The sequence below is a fragment of the Bacillus sp. FSL R5-0447 genome (assembly GCF_038606125.1).
GTDB classification, from domain to species: domain Bacteria; phylum Bacillota; class Bacilli; order Bacillales; family Bacillaceae; genus Bacillus; species Bacillus velezensis.
Map to the genome: position 1 here is coordinate 586,727 of NZ_CP152012.1, position 15,011 is coordinate 601,737.

Genomic DNA, 15,011 nt, shown 5'->3' on the forward strand with positions numbered 1-15,011 from the left:
CCGTTTTTGAGACAGGGGTCAAAACACCTTTTAAACAGCCAATTGCCGATAGTTTATCGGTGATTGGTTGTTTAGTTTGGTTTGAATACGAATATTGTTATAATAATGAATGTATTCTATGACAGTGCGTTCTACGATGGCAGTCGTAGTTCGATCAATGCTGTTAAGATAGAACGTTTCAGACTTTAGCGAGGAATGAAACGATTCGATGGAGGCATTATCAGCGGGCGTCCCTTTGCGGGACATACTCATGGTAATGCCTTTTGTTTTAACAGCTTTTTGATACTCGTAAGATGTATACACAGAACCTTGGTCACTATGTAACACGCAGTTCTCAGGCAGCATTGGTAGCTGATCAAGTGTGTCTAAGACAAAGGCTGTGTCCTGCTTATCCCCAATAGTAAAAGCAATCACTTCTCCATTGTATAAATCTAATATACTGGAAAGGTACAATTGTTTCTGTCCATAAGGCAAATATGTGATGTCCGTTACTAGTTTTTCAAGAGGACGATCAGACTGAAAGTTCCGATCCAATATATTATCGACCACGGCATATGGCTGCCCATCCTTCTTGCGCTTTTTCACCTTAACCCGACACTGCCATTGATTTTTCTGCATAATACGTTGAACCGTTTTATGGTTAATACACATTCTCTTTTTTAGTATGGCTGTGATTTTTCGATAGCCATATCGATACTTGTGCTCTCGGCACAACGTGCCGATTTGTTTTTCCAAATGGCGCTTGGGATGATCCTTCATCAGATTCTTCTTCCAACGATAATAAGACGCTCGAGAGATACCTAAATGAATACAGATATCCTGTACGGTCATTGTGCTGTGCAATATTTCTACAAGTTCGACTGACGTTTCGCTATCAACTTCCTTTCCAATTCGTTGTACTTTTTTAACACTTCATTCTGTTGTCTCAGATAACGATTCTCTGCCTGGAGTTTCTCTAATTCAGAAGAATACTCCGGACCCTTTCCATAAGTATATTGCTTTCCAACAGGCTGTTCGAATCGGTGGGTATCCCCAGCCTTATGCCATCTAACCCATGTCTGAACCTGAGTCTTATTTTTGATATTCAATTCCTGCATGATCTCTTTCATAGGCACGCCCGCCAATCTCATTCCTACAGCCTTCTGTTTGACTTCAACCGGATAACTCACTCTTGTCCCCATAGAAAAACACCTCCAAGTTTTATTTCGGATAACAACGGTCCGTTTTCAAACTTGAAGGTGTTTTTTGTTTGTCTCATATTATGGGGTCAGTTCCTACGAGCAGTGTTTTTTTCTGTAGAAATACCAGCACTGATTCAGCAGTTTGATTTGGTAATTGTCCTTTTCTAAAAACGCTTTTTGCATTTGTTTCATCAGCCAATTCGGCATGGCTCATTCCTCCTCAGCTTTTAGTTAGAGGTCGGTTTTAACTCATTGTATGCGAACGGTGAATTGTCCCGTTCAATGTTTTTAAAGCGGGGTGCACTTATGGATAACGAACAACTTCAAAAGCTGACGGAAGACATCTCTGAACAAGATTTCGGAAAGCCGTTCCGTCACAGAGCCTTCTTCAATGACCGGCTGAAAACGACAGGCGGCCGGTACATGCTGTCTTCTCATAACATTGAATTAAACCGAAAATATCTGCTCGAACACGGACGGAGCGAGCTGGTAGGCATCATCAAACACGAGCTGTGCCATTACCATCTTCACCTTGAAGGAAAAGGGTACAAGCACAGAGACAAAGACTTCAGAGAACTGCTTCAGAAAGTCGGAGCGCCGAGATTCTGCAAGCCGCTCCAAACCAAAAAGACACAAAAGAAAACATATATGTATAGATGCGCGGCTTGCGGCCAACAGTATATAAAGAAGCGGGCAATGAATCCGGAAAGATATGCCTGCGGAAAGTGCAGAGGAAAAATCAAAAGAATTTTTTAAAAAGGCTTGACTCATTTTAATGTTCTATGTTAAATTATAAAAGTCGTTGAGAGACAACGACACTTTCTCAAAAAAATAAATGTTGCTTCTTGACACAATATGTCGCATCATTTATAATGAAGAAAGTCTGATTATTCCACAGTAGCTCAGTGGTAGAGCTATCGGCTGTTAACCGATCGGTCGCAGGTTCGAATCCTGCCTGTGGAGCCATATGGAGAAGTACTCAAGTGGCTGAAGAGGCGCCCCTGCTAAGGGTGTAGGTCGCGTAAGCGGCGCGAGGGTTCAAATCCCTCCTTCTCCGCCAGATAAGTTCTCAACCAGACGGCCCGTTGGTCAAGCGGTTAAGACACCGCCCTTTCACGGCGGTAACACGGGTTCGAATCCCGTACGGGTCACCATTTACCTTCGTTGGGCTATAGCCAAGCGGTAAGGCAACGGACTTTGACTCCGTCATGCGTTGGTTCGAATCCAGCTAGCCCAGCCATTTTATTTAAAATTTTCGAATCACTTTTAGAGCGAGCCATTAGCTCAGTTGGTAGAGCATCTGACTTTTAATCAGAGGGTCGAAGGTTCGAGTCCTTCATGGCTCACCACTTGTCACGCGGGTGTGGCGGAATTGGCAGACGCGCTAGACTTAGGATCTAGTGTCTTACGACGTGGGGGTTCGAGTCCCTTCACCCGCACTTTCTTTTCAAAGTGCTGATCATCATCACTAGCTTATATGCTTAGTGGAAAGACAGCTTCATAGCACGCGGTCGTGGCGGAATGGCAGACGCGCTAGGTTGAGGGCCTAGTGGGTGAATAACCCGTGGAGGTTCAAGTCCTCTCGGCCGCATCTCAATGATACCAAGGGTTATAGAGATCCTTGGTATTTTTTTGTGTTTATTTTTAAATGATCTACTGCTCACAAACTGCCCACTTACCTAAAGTAAGTCATCTGCAGTCGACATCGCACAAATATTTTCATTATTTATAGATAGTTACTAATGCCTCAAACTCCAATTTGCAAAAGCAGAGAAAGTATTGCTAAGCATGGAAGACCTTGTTATATGATCAGCTATTAGAATTTAGACACGAGATAATAGGGTAGGGGCATAAGGGTACTGAAAAGGCTTAATCTTTTTTAAAAGATTAAGCCTTTTTTTGGCTATAAATGTAATCGGTGTCCAATAGTTGCCCTGAATTCATGAAAAAGGATAAAATAGGTGTAAATAAGTTGTGATTTTAAAATTAGAATCAAATCCTTATCACAAAAGCAATAATAACTAATCGGCGAAGAAAGGATAACAGTCAAATGAAAACATTAGTTATCGTTATACACCCTAATTTGGAAACGTCTGTTGTCAACAAAACCTGGATGAATCGTTTAAAGCAAGAGAATGACATTACGGTTCATGACCTGTACGGTGAATACCCTAATTTTATCATTGATGTAGAAAAAGAGCAGCAGCTCCTGTTAGATCATGAGCGTATCGTTTTTCAGTTCCCAATGTATTGGTACAGCAGTCCCGCGTTACTCAAACAATGGGAAGATGATGTGTTAACACATGGCTGGGCTTATGGAACTGGAGGTACTAAATTGCATGGAAAAGAACTGCTCTTAGCTATCTCCTTAGGCGCACAGGAATCTGATTATCAAGCAGGCGGAGAATATAATATCACGATCAGCGAGCTTATCAGACCGTTTCAAGTCACTGCTAACTATATAGGAATGCGTTTTCTTCCTGCCTTTACACAATATGGGACACTTCACCTTTCAAAAGTAGATGTTAAGAACAGTGCGGAGAAATTGGTTAACTATCTTAAAGCTGAGCATTGATCCGGTATTCGCGAGGGAAGCTGAAATAAATGATGTGTTGTGAAAATAAGGATTTGTGATAGATGTTAATTAAACTTTATTTCAAAGTTACATCGACTGAATGCAGGAGGGCATAGAGCGAGGACTTAATTATAAAAAAGAGACCAAGCTATTCACCTGGTCTCTCACTATTTCAACTTTTTACTGTTAATTAACGCCAAGCTGACGGAGAATATCATGCACATCCACATGAGATCTATGTTCAATAATTTTACCGTCAACAATACGTAACAACATCATAAGAGAGAATTTAACGCTTTTTCCTGTTGCAGGGACTCCAGCAAATGGAATACCTGTATGCCTGCCTTCAAAAATAAAATATGCTGCAACAAGGTCGCCTTCAGCTGCCATTGCTTTAATTGGCATTTTGAAATCTGGGAAAGCATCGAAGTTTTTCTTTTCTGATTCAATTAAACCCTCTACGCCTGGATACGGTGTATCTACTTGTGGATAGAATACGAAATCTTTATGGCAAAAGTCTTTTAAGGCATCGTATTTTTCTTGTTCAATCGTTTCAAAGTAACGACGCACTAATTCTTTATTGTTTTCAACGGACATAATGAACGCGCCCTCCCTTAGTTAAAACTTCAGTTCATGTGTTAGATTAAAATGAATATGATTCGCCATCTTCAGGCACTAAAACATCAGAAGTGATTTCTTTTTCATTAATAAAGGATTTTAGTTCTTCTTTTGATAATCCCCAATGATTTACAGCTTCCATGTGGCTTACAATAATTTTTGCTTTTGGAGCAGCCTTATACGTTTCATAGATATCTTCTTTACCCATGATGAGAGAACCGCCTTCGTAGAATTGATTATCTCCGCCATTTACGACAATGATTTCTGGTTGATGTGTATCAATTTCTTCCTGAACGGCAACATACCATACTGTATCTCCGGCTATATATAACGTTTTCTCGCTTTGGTGTTTGAAGACAACACCGCAAACAAGACCTGCAAGTTTTAAAATTTCTCCTCTTCCGTGTTCGCCTTTTGTTTTAATCAATTGAATACCTTCAAAAACTGTATCTTTTGTTAAAACCTCTACATTTTTGAATCCGGCATTTCGTATTTCTGTTGCATCTTCTTCATTCTGGGAGAACAGCTTGATATCTTTTGGCAATACCTCTTTTGCAGCCTCATCCCAATGGTCATAATGAAGATGAGTAACAATAACAGCATCAACATCTTTAATAATATTGTCAACAGATGTTGGCAATTCAACCAAAGGGTTATTTTGATCTTGTCGTGGTGCATTTGGGAATGGAGGGTATGCACCTTTCTCAGCTAACATAGGATCTATTAAAAACTTTTTGCCTGCGTATTCGACAACAAGTGTGGCATTACGAATTTGTTGAATATTCATGTGTAACACTCCTTTTCTTTGATATGAGTATAGTTTACATACAGCTGCTGAATAAATACATAGAACAAATCAAGTCGTTCTGTCGCTTGACTTGATTTTTGAAAGTGTATATTTTGTTTTGTATGAACTGATTATTATCGCTGTACATAATGTGTCAATTTACTTTGAAAGGATCTGAGCTCATGTTAGATCATACAGATATGCAGATATTAGAAGAGCTGTCTAAAAATAGCCGTATTACAATGAAAGAATTAGGTGAAAAAGTTCACTTAACAGGGCAGGCAGCTGCTGCGAGAGTTGTCAAATTGGAGGATAATGGTGTAATTGAGGGGTATACAATTAAAGTGAATCAAGTAAAACTAGGATGTTATATACATGCTTTGCTTAATATCTATACAAAAAGCACCCATCATAAGCCATATCTTTCATTTATAAAAACCCAAGAGAGATACGTAATCAATAATTATAAAATTAGTGGGGATGGTTGTTACCTTCTTGAATGCCGATTTCAATCTAACGAGTTGCTAGATCAATTTCTAGTGGAATTAAACAAGCATGTAAATTATAAATTATCAATTGTTATTAGCAAATAGAAAGACTCATTTAAAAATCGTTGGTTATTCTAATGAACATGGAACCCGAGACATGTCATGTATTTTTCTGGTGACGAAAAAAACTACTCCATTTTTACTCCACAATATGAATAAATCATTGTGATACATCATAATCAAAATAAATAAACACTGATATATAAAGGTTTTTGTAACAGAAAACACAGCTTCACTTTATTGATGGCCCAGCGGGTGAATAACCCGTGGAGGTTCAAGTCCTCTCGGCCGTATCAATGATACCAAGGGTAATAGAGAGAGCCTTGGTATTTTTTTGTGCTTATTTTTAAATGATCTACTGCCCACTTACCTAAAGTTCAAAGTGATCAAAATACTCAAAGTATCTGGACAATACTTTGCTTGGTTCTTATTTGTCAATAGTCGCCGTAACGAAAGCACTAAACAACACATAAAAGAGATTCTTTTGATATGACGGACACATATGACAGTTTGCGATTGTCAAAATTCAATGTTTAATCTTTGTTCAACTTACCAAGGTCAGTTAAAATTTTGTTAAAATTGTGATAAATGTATGAAAGGATTAAATGTTCATATCGAAACATTAGGATTACAGGGAAGGGGAAACAAATACATGTCGATTTACCATAAAGTAATTGGAGAGGGATATCCGATCGTTATGCTGCATGGTTGGACACTTGACCATCAGGTGATGTTACATGCAATGGAACCGTTATTCGAGAAACGAAGCGGTTGGAAGAGAATATACATAGACTTACCGGGTATGGGACATTCTGAGCCGCAACCGTCTATTCAGAACTCGGATGATATTTTAGAAGCGATATTGCGTCTTTTGGACGAGATTATTCCTGGTCAACAGTTTATTGTGTGTGGTAATTCATATGGAGGGTACATTGCCAGAGGTATCGTTCGTTCACGTCAAGAAACAGTTCGTGGATTACTGCTGATGGCACCATTAACTATACCGGAATTCGATGAAAGGGTAGTACCGCAGAAGACTGTTCTAAAAAGAGACAGCGACTTGATATCACATTTGTCTTCAGAGGAGGCGGATGAATTTTGCTCTATGGCGATTGTGCAAGGTAAAACTGAATGGGAGAGGTTTCGAGATGAAATTTTACTTCCTTCTAAACAAACAAATTATGAATTCATAAACAACATTCGTCAAAATGGATATGGGTTTACCTTCGATATTTCATCTAAACTTGAGTATCCCACGCTAATTATCACAGGGCGTCAGGACAATGTAGTCGGATACCATGATGCGTGGCGACTAATAGAAGATTACCCAAGGGCAACTTTTGCAGTACTTGATATGGCTGGTCACAACCTGCAAATCGAACAAACCGATGTATTTAATTCATTGGTTCATAACTGGTTAAACAGACTTGAGTCGGAAAATTTTCGGATGGTATAACTATTCATAAATATGAATTTACTGTTACAATTACCAGTTAGTTAAACAATAATTGAGATAATGAGTTTTGGTATTTTTTAAAATTTTAGTAATTATTAGTCTTTATTGTCATTGGGGATAATTTAATCATTGAATTTCATGATGGAGAAGTAAAATTAAATGAAGGTGAAATGTTTGTCATTCCGAAAAATGTTGAACATAAACCTTATGCAGAATCAGAGTGTGAAATTTTGTTTGCAGAACCTAAAGGTGTTGTGAATACCGGGCAAGAAATAACTGATTAAACAGCTGAAAATGATATCTGGATTTAGCTGTAAGAAATAGTAGATCAAAAATAAAACCATTACCTAAGAAATGTTTCTTTATTTCCAGCTGGATTTAAAAAATAATTTTGTTAGGTATCATGCAATAAATTCAATTGTCGGTGATTGGCCTGTTTAAATGCATCCATTATTTCATACCCGGTGCTACTTATTTCTGTTGTAGTCTGTATCCTGATTAATAGGTAAAGAAAGTCGAAAAGGTATACGAAATTCTTCATACAAATTAAAGTTTTGAATGAAAGAGCAGGATTACTCCTGCTCTTTTTCTTTCTGATTGGGCTGGATTAAACGCAGACGGTTATTCCTTGGGAAAAACAAAAAAATTTCTTCTATCCATTGACTAGCTGGGCTTTAGCCGGGTTTCTATCACCCTGTTGAGCTTGTCAGATTTTAAAAAGATATGGTACGTTTATAGTGTTTTGTTTCACCTGATTGTGGGGTAATAAAGATAGGATCAGTAAATAATTCTTAGGAACGACCTCAATCTTATAATAAACATATTGGAAGACGTAATGGAAGAACTAAAATAAAGGTTTAGGATACTTTGAAGAAATAAAAGTTTTTGTTCGATTGTGATAATATTCACAATAGAGCTTTATTAAGGGGAATCATTTCTCCAAATAGTCTGCAGAAAATACCAACCACAGCCCAAGGATATATCACTAACCGCTTTGCCTGATATTATCTGTTGGATGTTTCTCTTTTTGTTGCTTTTTGTATTATTTTTAGTCCAATCGGCAAAAATAAGTTAAGGAAACCAGCGAAAAAACTGAATTTCATCCTTCTTTCCTGGTTTACAATGTTATTTGGCGCTGATATGGATATTAGTCTAGTCTTTTAAGGTACAGTTGAACCAATCATCCACTATGCCGTTAGCTCTCCATCAGGTGAAACAGAAACCCCCGGACTTTTAGAGAAGCATTACGCTATACATTCTGGGACTGCATGCTTGGACCGTTTATGCGCTTGTATAATGTGGATTTGATAATTAAGGAGTCGATATTATTAAATGAAGTTTAACAAGAAAAAAATTAACGTTGTAGACATTCAAAAAGCGAAGAAAAGCGTGTTTGCTACAGGGATAGGAAACGCGATGGAATGGTTTGATTTTGCTTTATATTCTTATTTGGCAGTTATTATTAGTAAAAACTTTTTCAGTCCAGTTCAAAACGATGAATTAAAGTTAATATTTACTTTTGCTACATTTGCAATTGCCTTCTTACTTAGACCGGTAGGCGGAATTATTTTTGGTAAAATGGGTGATAAATTTGGTCGGAAAATAGTATTAACAATTACTATTTTAATGATGGCTTTATCTACTTTAATAATTGGTGTGCTTCCTACCTATGAACAGATTGGTGTATGGGCCCCTATATTATTACTCTTAGCTCGTATTCTGCAAGGTTTTTCTGTGGGTGGAGAGTACGCTGGTGCAATGGTATATATCGCAGAATCTTCTCCAGATAATAAGCGTATAAGGTTAGGCAGCGGTTTAGAAATCGGCACATTATCTGGTTATATAGTAGCTTCTGTTTTAGTTACAGTACTTTTCTGGACTTTATCTGATGTTCAAATGAATAGTTGGGGATGGAGAATTCCTTTCTTCTTAAGTATTCCAATAGGATTATTTGGTTTATATTTGAGAAGTCATTTAGATGAATCACCAATTTTTGAAAATGACATCTCTGAAAGCCAAGAACAACAACCAGGTTTATTAGAAGTCATTAAAACATATAAAAAAGATATCTTTTTATGTATCGTATTTGTGGCATTTTTCAATATAACCAATTACCTATTGTTAGGTTATATGCCTTCTTATTTAGATGAGAACCTTGGTATAAGTGATAATATAAGTACACCGGTTACAGCAATTGTATTGATTATTATGGTACCGTTCGCTTTAACTTTTGGTAAATTGGGAGATAAATTAGGAAATAAAAAAGTTATAACAATTGGATTAGTATTAGGAATTGTATTTTCGATTATCTCTTTTCAATTTCTTAATATGGGGAATATAACATTCTTATTTATAGGACTTTTAATGTTAGGGATTGTATTATCTGTATACGAAGGTACTATGCCAGGATCTTTACCTACGTTGTTCCATACTGACATTAGATATCGTACGTTATCCTGGACATTCAACTTATCAGTTTCTATTTTTGGTGGAACAACACCTTTAGTTGCTTCTTGGTTAACCCATGTGACAAGAAACAATTTGGCGCCGGGTTTCTATTTATTAGCAGTTAGTTTAATTGGCTTAATTGTTGTGTTAACCTTATTTAAAGATACTTCAGGTAAATCTTTAAAAGGTTCTTACCCAACAGTTGCTTCTAAAGCTGAGTTTCAAGAAGCTGTTGAAAATCCAAAAGATTCACTGTGGTGGAAAATGGAACAAACAGAAAAGGAATGAAAAAAACATCCATTTAATTGACCGGCTACTCGACATACAGACTCAGAATAAGCTGGGATTATCCGAGCAGCAATGATTGCAGCTCTTTTATATTCTGGAGGGCTTACTGCTTTGCAAAAGCAGCGTTGTTATTCTCGATCGTCATTATTTTATTGGTTGTGTCCTAATAATAAAACGTTGACGCAAGAACGAAGAGAAATTAAAAGGTCCGAGCAATACAGCAAAATAAGAAGCAAGAAGCTTTGTTATGCCAGTTCTTCTCCCGAAGGAGAGCTGGCTTTTTATTTTCTATATGGGGTCCAAAGCAGAAAACGAGAACTTGTACGCTAATCACAGTATTTGGTTCTTCTTGTTTTATGGGAGAAGGAAAAAATATCTGTTAAAGGTTTAGGCGAAGAATTATATCTAGACTCCGGAGCATTAACTCCAGTTTTAAAACGACTTGAGGAGCGAGGTCTTATTATAAGAGAGCGTTCAAAAGAGGATGAACGAAGTGTAATTATTACGTTAACAACTGAAGGGAATGAGTTTAAAGAAAAAGTCACAATGATACCTAATGCAGTATTTGATAAAACCGGTTGTAATGAAGAAGAAATTAAAAGTTATAACAAGGAAATTCGTAATTTACTTAACATGCTGACAACTGAGCAATAGTTTTATGAATATAGATGGCGGGCCCAGCGGGTGAATAACCCGTGGAGGTTCAAGTGCCTCTCGGCCGCATCAATGATACCAAGGGTTTTGACACCCTTGGTATTTTTTGTTTATAAAAATTCATCTGTTACTGTCCACTTACTTATAGTAGGTCGTATGATTTGTCAGTCACCTTCATCCTTCTGCTGACTGCGTGCGGCGGTAGTAAATATGATAATGCAATTAATGAAGTGATGAAGCAGGAGAAGAAAGTCAGAAAAGAAATGCGAGCTGATTCAGATGAGCACAAAAGAGATAACGCCATAATTCGTGTATATGATGACGGGAAATATATTCAACTTGCGTTTTATCAGCCGGAAGAAAGTTCTCGTAGGCTGACTGCTTATTCTTATTATAAGAAGCTTGGAGATTCTTATGAGGAAATGGCACATATGCCGGGTGATGGTGATGGCGACCGCCTTGGTCTTTATAAGAAAACACCTGATTATAAAGAGGTTAAAGGCAAGGAAACAAAAACAATGTGCTTGTTCATTCCTGATAGGGGAACAATTGTTTTACCGTTAAGTTGTTGTGTGAGAGCCAGTATGTTAAAATGCTACGTAGATTTAATAATAAAGTTTAGATTCAGGGAGATTTATTTATGAAGTTGGATGAATTTACCGTCGGGCAGGTTTTTCAAACTAAATCTTTTGAATTAACAAAAGAGAATATAAAGAATTTTGCAGAAGTGTATGACCCACAATACATGCATTTAAATGAAGAAAAAGCAAAAATGGGCAGGTTTAATGGAATTATTGCTTCTGGAATACAAACGTTATCTATTACTTTTAAGCTTTGGATTGAAGAAGGGTGTCATGAAGACGATATTATTGCTGGGACAGGAATGAATAATATAAAATTCCTAGCACCCGTTTACCCTAATGATAAACTGAACACTATTGTTAAGGTTATTGATAAAAAACCAAATAAAAGCCAGACGGGGATACTTACTGTATTGTTATCTACCTATAATCAGAAAGAGGAAAAAGTGTTTGAAGGTGAGTTATCAGTATTAATTAAACGCTAAATGACCTTTGCGGCATATCATCGTCACCTATCATTTTTTATAGGTGTCTGCATGAAATGAGCAATCATCTTAATGAATTGAGTGGACTTTGAGTCTGCTCTTTTTTTATTTGTTCAACCTATGTCGAGAAACAAAGGACTCACAATAACGAAAAAATCATCTCGTAAATACGAATTTAAAAATTGCTGCCTTGAGGTTTTTTGCATATTCCTCTGTATCATTGCACCGGATGAATATCTATAATGAGCGTTCTATCCTTCGATGTTATGTTTCCTTTTTACTTTTTGGTTTTGTCAGTTCAAAGCTGTACTTTACCATGTCATGGATTTGATGCTCTGGGAGTCCCTCATCTAAGGTAAGCGTATTCCAATGCTCCTTGTTCATATGGTATCCGGGCTTGATTTCTTCAAAAAGACCACGTAGAAAATCAGCCCTTTCAGGTTCGCATTTAAGGTTGACACATAAGTGTTCGTCGCGAGTGAAGATAAGTGCAAATATTTTCTTATTCCCTTTGTGCCGAATTGCAGTCCAACCATCTCCAAAAGGGTGGTCTTCATAAGAGTTTGGAAAGGTTAGGCAGTAATCTTTTATTTCATCATAATTCATTATCAATTCACTCCATACCTCATTATTTTTATATACAGAACATATTCGTTCAAACTAAGATTTGCGGTTTCTTTTATACCAATCCGAGATTTCCTCAAGTCTTTGTTTGAACTTAGCTTCTCAACCTTGAGTTGTTGGATAGTAATACTCACGCCCTATTAAAGAATCTGGCATCGTGTGCATTGTCGTTAATTTTTTCTCTTTATCATGAGCATATTTATATCCCTTACCGTAATCTAAATCTAAAATCAATATCAATTCGGGGCTGGATTCAATATGACCCAGTCCATTTTTGTTTTATTGATTTTTCTTATCCCCAGTCTGATAAAAGATTTTCTGTGAAATCATTTAACAATTATTGGTCAATTTTTCTTTTTCAATAATATCCTTTACCACATCCTCAATTGTGATATGCCCAAGAGCTTTTTCCAAGGCACATTGGGCGATTTCAAATATTGGACCAATTGTACTTTGAATGTTCCGGCCTACAGGACATTGAGGATTGGGATTTTCATGTATACTAAACAATTCTTTATCTTGAACAACATTAACTGCTCTATAAACATCAAGTAAGTTGATTTCAGTTAAATCCTTCGCTAATTCAGCTCCTGCAATACCTGGCCGAACATTTACAAAACCTGCTTTTTTCAGCATCCCCATAATTTTTCTTATGAAGGCGGGATTTGTATTTACACTTCCAGCTAAAAATTCAGAAGTGCTAATTCCGTCTTCATTTATTTCAATAAGAGCCAATATATGAATTCCTACAGCAAAACGGCTGCTAATAGACATGATTTCTTCACCATCCTCATTACTTTACACTCTTTATAGTACACTTGTAACTGAATGAATTACAAGTTCTTTTACTCTAATATGCTCAATTAACAAGTTGACAAATAAATAAGGTGTAACTAAACTTATTACATGTAATCGATATGGTTACATTTAAAATTTTGAATGATTAGGAGGACTTTAAATTGAAAATTGGAATCATTGGTGCAACCGGAAAAGCTGGAAGTCTTATCTTGAAAGAAGCGGTAAGCAGGGGACATGAAGTAACTGCAATTGTAAGAGATGCTGCAAAACTTAAAGAGGAAAAGATTGCAATCATTGAAAAAAATATAATTGATCTTACATCGGATGATCTAAAAAAATTAGATGTAGCAGTTAATGCCTTCGGTGCTCCATTAGGAGAAGAACAGGCACATGTAGATGCTGGCCGGGCATTAATTAGGGCATTAAAAGGAACGGGTACAAGAGCCGTAATTGTAGGTGGAGCAGGGAGTCTTTATGTAGACGAAAATAAAACTGTCAGTGTAATGGATACACCTGATTTCCCGGAGATTTTTATTCCGACAGCTAAAGGGCAAGGTCGTAACTTGCAAGAACTAAAGGAAACTTCTGATATGAACTGGACATTTATCAGTCCTTCAGCGGTATTTGACCCAGACGGGAAAAGAACTGGATTTTATCAGTCAGGAAAAGATCATCTTCTTGTGAATTCGAAAGGCGAAAGTTATATCAGCTATGCAGACTATGCAATTGCAGTATTGGATGAAATTGAAAATCCAAAACATATAAATGAACGCTTTACAGTTGTTGGAGAAGCTGAATAAGTGATTGAGTAGAAACAAAGGGTGCCATTAGTGTCAACGCTCTAATGGTATCTTCCTTCTAAGAATGTACCCCCTGTTATCAAAGCTCCTTTTCATGTTGCTGATGACAGAGTAGGTGCTTAGTGAGTTGTACCAAAAAAAATACGTATAAATAGCTCTGACTAAAACCTTTGTGGGTTAGTTAGAGCTTTTGTAAACCCACTCGTTTTCGTGAGTCGGCTTTTTTTTAAATACATCTATCAACATGATATTTATTATTAAGTACGGTAAGGGGTCCGTCAAAACTTCTAAATTACAAATGAAGGTTCTCACTAAAAAAACCTGCCGCACGTTTAACAAATAAAACCCTGAATGAAACATAATATTAATTTGCAGTTATTTCCGTTTCGTGATATGATAAAGGAGAATTATTTTTGTTCGTGTAAAGGATAGTATGAATATCGACTTTTCGTCTTGATGATACTTTGGGCAAGGATAGTAATACAATGTGTAACACACTAGGAGGCAACAAAAATGGAACAAGGTACAGTGAAATGGTTTAATGCAGAAAAAGGTTTTGGATTTATCGAACGTGAAAATGGAGACGATGTATTCGTACACTTTTCTGCAATCCAAAGTGACGGATTCAAATCTTTAGACGAAGGTCAAAAAGTAACGTTTGACGTTGAGCAAGGTGCTCGCGGAGCTCAAGCTGCTAACGTTCAAAAAACTGCTTAATCTTCAATCGTTTATACAAACAGGCTCTTTATATAGAGCCTGTTTTTTTATGTTCTCTGTATCATACTGAATAAAAAAACCCTACTCAACGTTCGAGTAGGGACAGTTGCTACAAGGTAAGAAAAAGGTTTAAAACCTCAAAGGATTGTTTACAGTATAACATACCGGATTGACGATATGTGGAATATATATAAATGATTTGTTTTTATGTTCTCAAGATAACTGTATGTTATTCTTTGTTACAATTCGCATATCTCTTTTATGAAAAGAAGAAAACAACTGCTATTCAATGTGGAAGCAGATGTAAGAAATTCTTAAAGATAAAGAGGGGAGTGGTTGTTTTTTCTTCCGGAAATAATCACTTAGACCTAAAACAATGAAAGCCCTGCCTCTCTTCCATCCTTACGGCTCCTTGTCCGTGCCAGTGTGAATCAGGATTACAAAAATCAAG

Annotated in this window: 16 protein-coding genes, 7 tRNA genes and 4 pseudogenes; 20 read left to right on the forward strand and 7 right to left on the reverse strand. The window is 36.9% G+C overall.

Annotated elements, in window-relative coordinates; genetic code table 11:
• Window positions 1–30: 30 nt before the first annotated feature.
• Together NYE68_RS02950 and cmpA are read right to left on the reverse strand one after the other, a co-directional pair.
• Window positions 31–1,181, reverse strand: a protein-coding gene (locus tag NYE68_RS02950; RefSeq protein WP_324636089.1) for an IS3 family transposase whose coding sequence is annotated in 2 segments (ribosomal slippage) — window positions 31–908 and window positions 908–1,181 — 1,152 coding nt in all. Because the reading frame shifts where the segments join, the coding sequence is not laid out codon by codon here.
• A gap of 93 nt (window positions 1,182–1,274) precedes the next feature.
• Window positions 1,275–1,388 (reverse strand): cortex morphogenetic protein CmpA, encoded by a 114-nt coding sequence (gene cmpA, locus NYE68_RS02955; RefSeq protein WP_003156164.1) that lies wholly within the window; start codon window positions 1,386–1,388, stop codon window positions 1,275–1,277.
• 99 nt (window positions 1,389–1,487) lie between these two features.
• On the opposite strand from cmpA, the gene NYE68_RS02960 reads away from it, so the two are divergent.
• From NYE68_RS02960 to NYE68_RS03000, 9 genes are all read left to right on the forward strand, one after another.
• Entirely contained in the window at window positions 1,488–1,937 is a 450-nt protein-coding gene (locus NYE68_RS02960; RefSeq protein ID WP_061861178.1) for a SprT family protein, read from the forward strand.
• Between the two features lie 135 nt (window positions 1,938–2,072).
• Window positions 2,073–2,147, forward strand: a tRNA-Asn gene (locus NYE68_RS02965).
• 3 nt (window positions 2,148–2,150) lie between these two features.
• Window positions 2,151–2,241 (forward strand) — tRNA-Ser (locus NYE68_RS02970).
• 19 nt (window positions 2,242–2,260) lie between these two features.
• Window positions 2,261–2,335 (forward strand) — tRNA-Glu (locus tag NYE68_RS02975).
• Between the two features lie 11 nt (window positions 2,336–2,346).
• Window positions 2,347–2,421: transfer RNA gene (locus tag NYE68_RS02980), tRNA-Gln, on the forward strand.
• 33 nt (window positions 2,422–2,454) lie between these two features.
• Window positions 2,455–2,530, forward strand: a tRNA-Lys gene (locus tag NYE68_RS02985).
• 8 nt (window positions 2,531–2,538) lie between these two features.
• Window positions 2,539–2,620: transfer RNA gene (locus tag NYE68_RS02990), tRNA-Leu, on the forward strand.
• 68 nt (window positions 2,621–2,688) lie between these two features.
• Window positions 2,689–2,772, forward strand: a tRNA-Leu gene (locus tag NYE68_RS02995).
• Between the two features lie 459 nt (window positions 2,773–3,231).
• On the forward strand, window positions 3,232–3,756 hold the full coding sequence (locus NYE68_RS03000; protein ID WP_324636097.1) for an NAD(P)H-dependent oxidoreductase: 525 nt from the start codon (window positions 3,232–3,234) through the stop codon (window positions 3,754–3,756).
• A 186-nt stretch (window positions 3,757–3,942) separates the two neighbouring features.
• Here NYE68_RS03000 and NYE68_RS03005 read toward each other — a convergent pair whose 3' ends face one another.
• Both NYE68_RS03005 and NYE68_RS03010 read right to left on the reverse strand, forming a co-directional pair.
• The gene (locus NYE68_RS03005) at window positions 3,943–4,353 is read right to left on the reverse strand and encodes an ester cyclase (protein ID WP_031378634.1); all 411 of its coding nucleotides are present in this window, start codon (window positions 4,351–4,353) and stop codon (window positions 3,943–3,945) included.
• A 46-nt stretch (window positions 4,354–4,399) separates the two neighbouring features.
• Complete coding sequence (locus tag NYE68_RS03010) at window positions 4,400–5,161, reverse strand: MBL fold metallo-hydrolase (protein WP_015416880.1); 762 nt, start codon at window positions 5,159–5,161, stop codon at window positions 4,400–4,402.
• 182 nt (window positions 5,162–5,343) lie between these two features.
• On the opposite strand from NYE68_RS03010, the gene NYE68_RS03015 reads away from it, so the two are divergent.
• The 9 genes and pseudogenes from NYE68_RS03015 to NYE68_RS03055 all read left to right on the forward strand — a co-directional run bounded on the left by NYE68_RS03015 (window position 5,344) and on the right by NYE68_RS03055 (window position 11,621).
• Window positions 5,344–5,754, forward strand: a complete 411-nt coding sequence (locus NYE68_RS03015) for an Lrp/AsnC family transcriptional regulator (RefSeq protein ID WP_015416881.1) — start codon at window positions 5,344–5,346, stop codon at window positions 5,752–5,754.
• 367 nt (window positions 5,755–6,121) lie between these two features.
• Window positions 6,122–6,246: pseudogene (locus NYE68_RS03020) on the forward strand (IS1595 family transposase); the annotation flags it as partial.
• A gap of 115 nt (window positions 6,247–6,361) precedes the next feature.
• Window positions 6,362–7,165, forward strand: a complete 804-nt coding sequence (locus NYE68_RS03025) for an alpha/beta hydrolase (RefSeq protein WP_031378633.1) — start codon at window positions 6,362–6,364, stop codon at window positions 7,163–7,165.
• A 98-nt stretch (window positions 7,166–7,263) separates the two neighbouring features.
• Window positions 7,264–7,449, forward strand: a pseudogene (locus NYE68_RS03030) (cupin); the annotation flags it as partial.
• A gap of 608 nt (window positions 7,450–8,057) precedes the next feature.
• Window positions 8,058–8,459 (forward strand): annotated as a pseudogene (locus NYE68_RS03035) (BCCT family transporter); the annotation flags it as partial.
• Between the two features lie 38 nt (window positions 8,460–8,497).
• On the forward strand, window positions 8,498–9,901 hold the full coding sequence (locus NYE68_RS03040; protein WP_007409580.1) for an MFS transporter: 1,404 nt from the start codon (window positions 8,498–8,500) through the stop codon (window positions 9,899–9,901).
• Between the two features lie 333 nt (window positions 9,902–10,234).
• A pseudogene (locus tag NYE68_RS03045) lies at window positions 10,235–10,555 on the forward strand (MarR family transcriptional regulator); the annotation flags it as partial.
• A gap of 161 nt (window positions 10,556–10,716) precedes the next feature.
• Window positions 10,717–11,199 (forward strand): cystatin-like fold lipoprotein, encoded by a 483-nt coding sequence (locus tag NYE68_RS03050; RefSeq protein ID WP_229041602.1) that lies wholly within the window; start codon window positions 10,717–10,719, stop codon window positions 11,197–11,199.
• The gene (locus NYE68_RS03055) at window positions 11,196–11,621 is read left to right on the forward strand and encodes a MaoC family dehydratase (protein WP_095284656.1); all 426 of its coding nucleotides are present in this window, start codon (window positions 11,196–11,198) and stop codon (window positions 11,619–11,621) included. Before NYE68_RS03050 ends, NYE68_RS03055 begins: the two co-directional genes overlap by 4 nt.
• Window positions 11,622–11,885: 264 nt before the next feature.
• On the opposite strand, the gene NYE68_RS03060 is transcribed toward NYE68_RS03055, so the two are convergent.
• The 3 genes from NYE68_RS03060 to NYE68_RS03070 all read right to left on the reverse strand — a co-directional run bounded on the left by NYE68_RS03060 (window position 11,886) and on the right by NYE68_RS03070 (window position 13,019).
• The gene (locus NYE68_RS03060; RefSeq protein ID WP_015239219.1) at window positions 11,886–12,227 is read right to left on the reverse strand and encodes an MmcQ/YjbR family DNA-binding protein; all 342 of its coding nucleotides are present in this window, start codon (window positions 12,225–12,227) and stop codon (window positions 11,886–11,888) included.
• A 120-nt stretch (window positions 12,228–12,347) separates the two neighbouring features.
• Window positions 12,348–12,485, reverse strand: coding sequence for a hypothetical protein (locus NYE68_RS03065; RefSeq protein ID WP_316934180.1), 138 nt, complete (start codon window positions 12,483–12,485; stop codon window positions 12,348–12,350).
• A gap of 90 nt (window positions 12,486–12,575) precedes the next feature.
• Window positions 12,576–13,019: an Rrf2 family transcriptional regulator gene (locus tag NYE68_RS03070; protein WP_064107253.1), complete on the reverse strand. Its 444-nt coding sequence runs from the start codon at window positions 13,017–13,019 to the stop codon at window positions 12,576–12,578.
• Window positions 13,020–13,204: 185 nt separating this feature from the next.
• Between NYE68_RS03070 and NYE68_RS03075 the strand changes: the two genes are divergently transcribed.
• Together NYE68_RS03075 and cspC are read left to right on the forward strand one after the other, a co-directional pair.
• Window positions 13,205–13,843, forward strand: coding sequence for an NAD(P)-dependent oxidoreductase (locus NYE68_RS03075; protein WP_015416889.1), 639 nt, complete (start codon window positions 13,205–13,207; stop codon window positions 13,841–13,843).
• Between the two features lie 513 nt (window positions 13,844–14,356).
• Window positions 14,357–14,560, forward strand: coding sequence for a cold shock protein CspC (gene cspC / locus NYE68_RS03080; RefSeq protein WP_003156143.1), 204 nt, complete (start codon window positions 14,357–14,359; stop codon window positions 14,558–14,560).
• Window positions 14,561–15,011 lie beyond the last annotated feature (451 nt).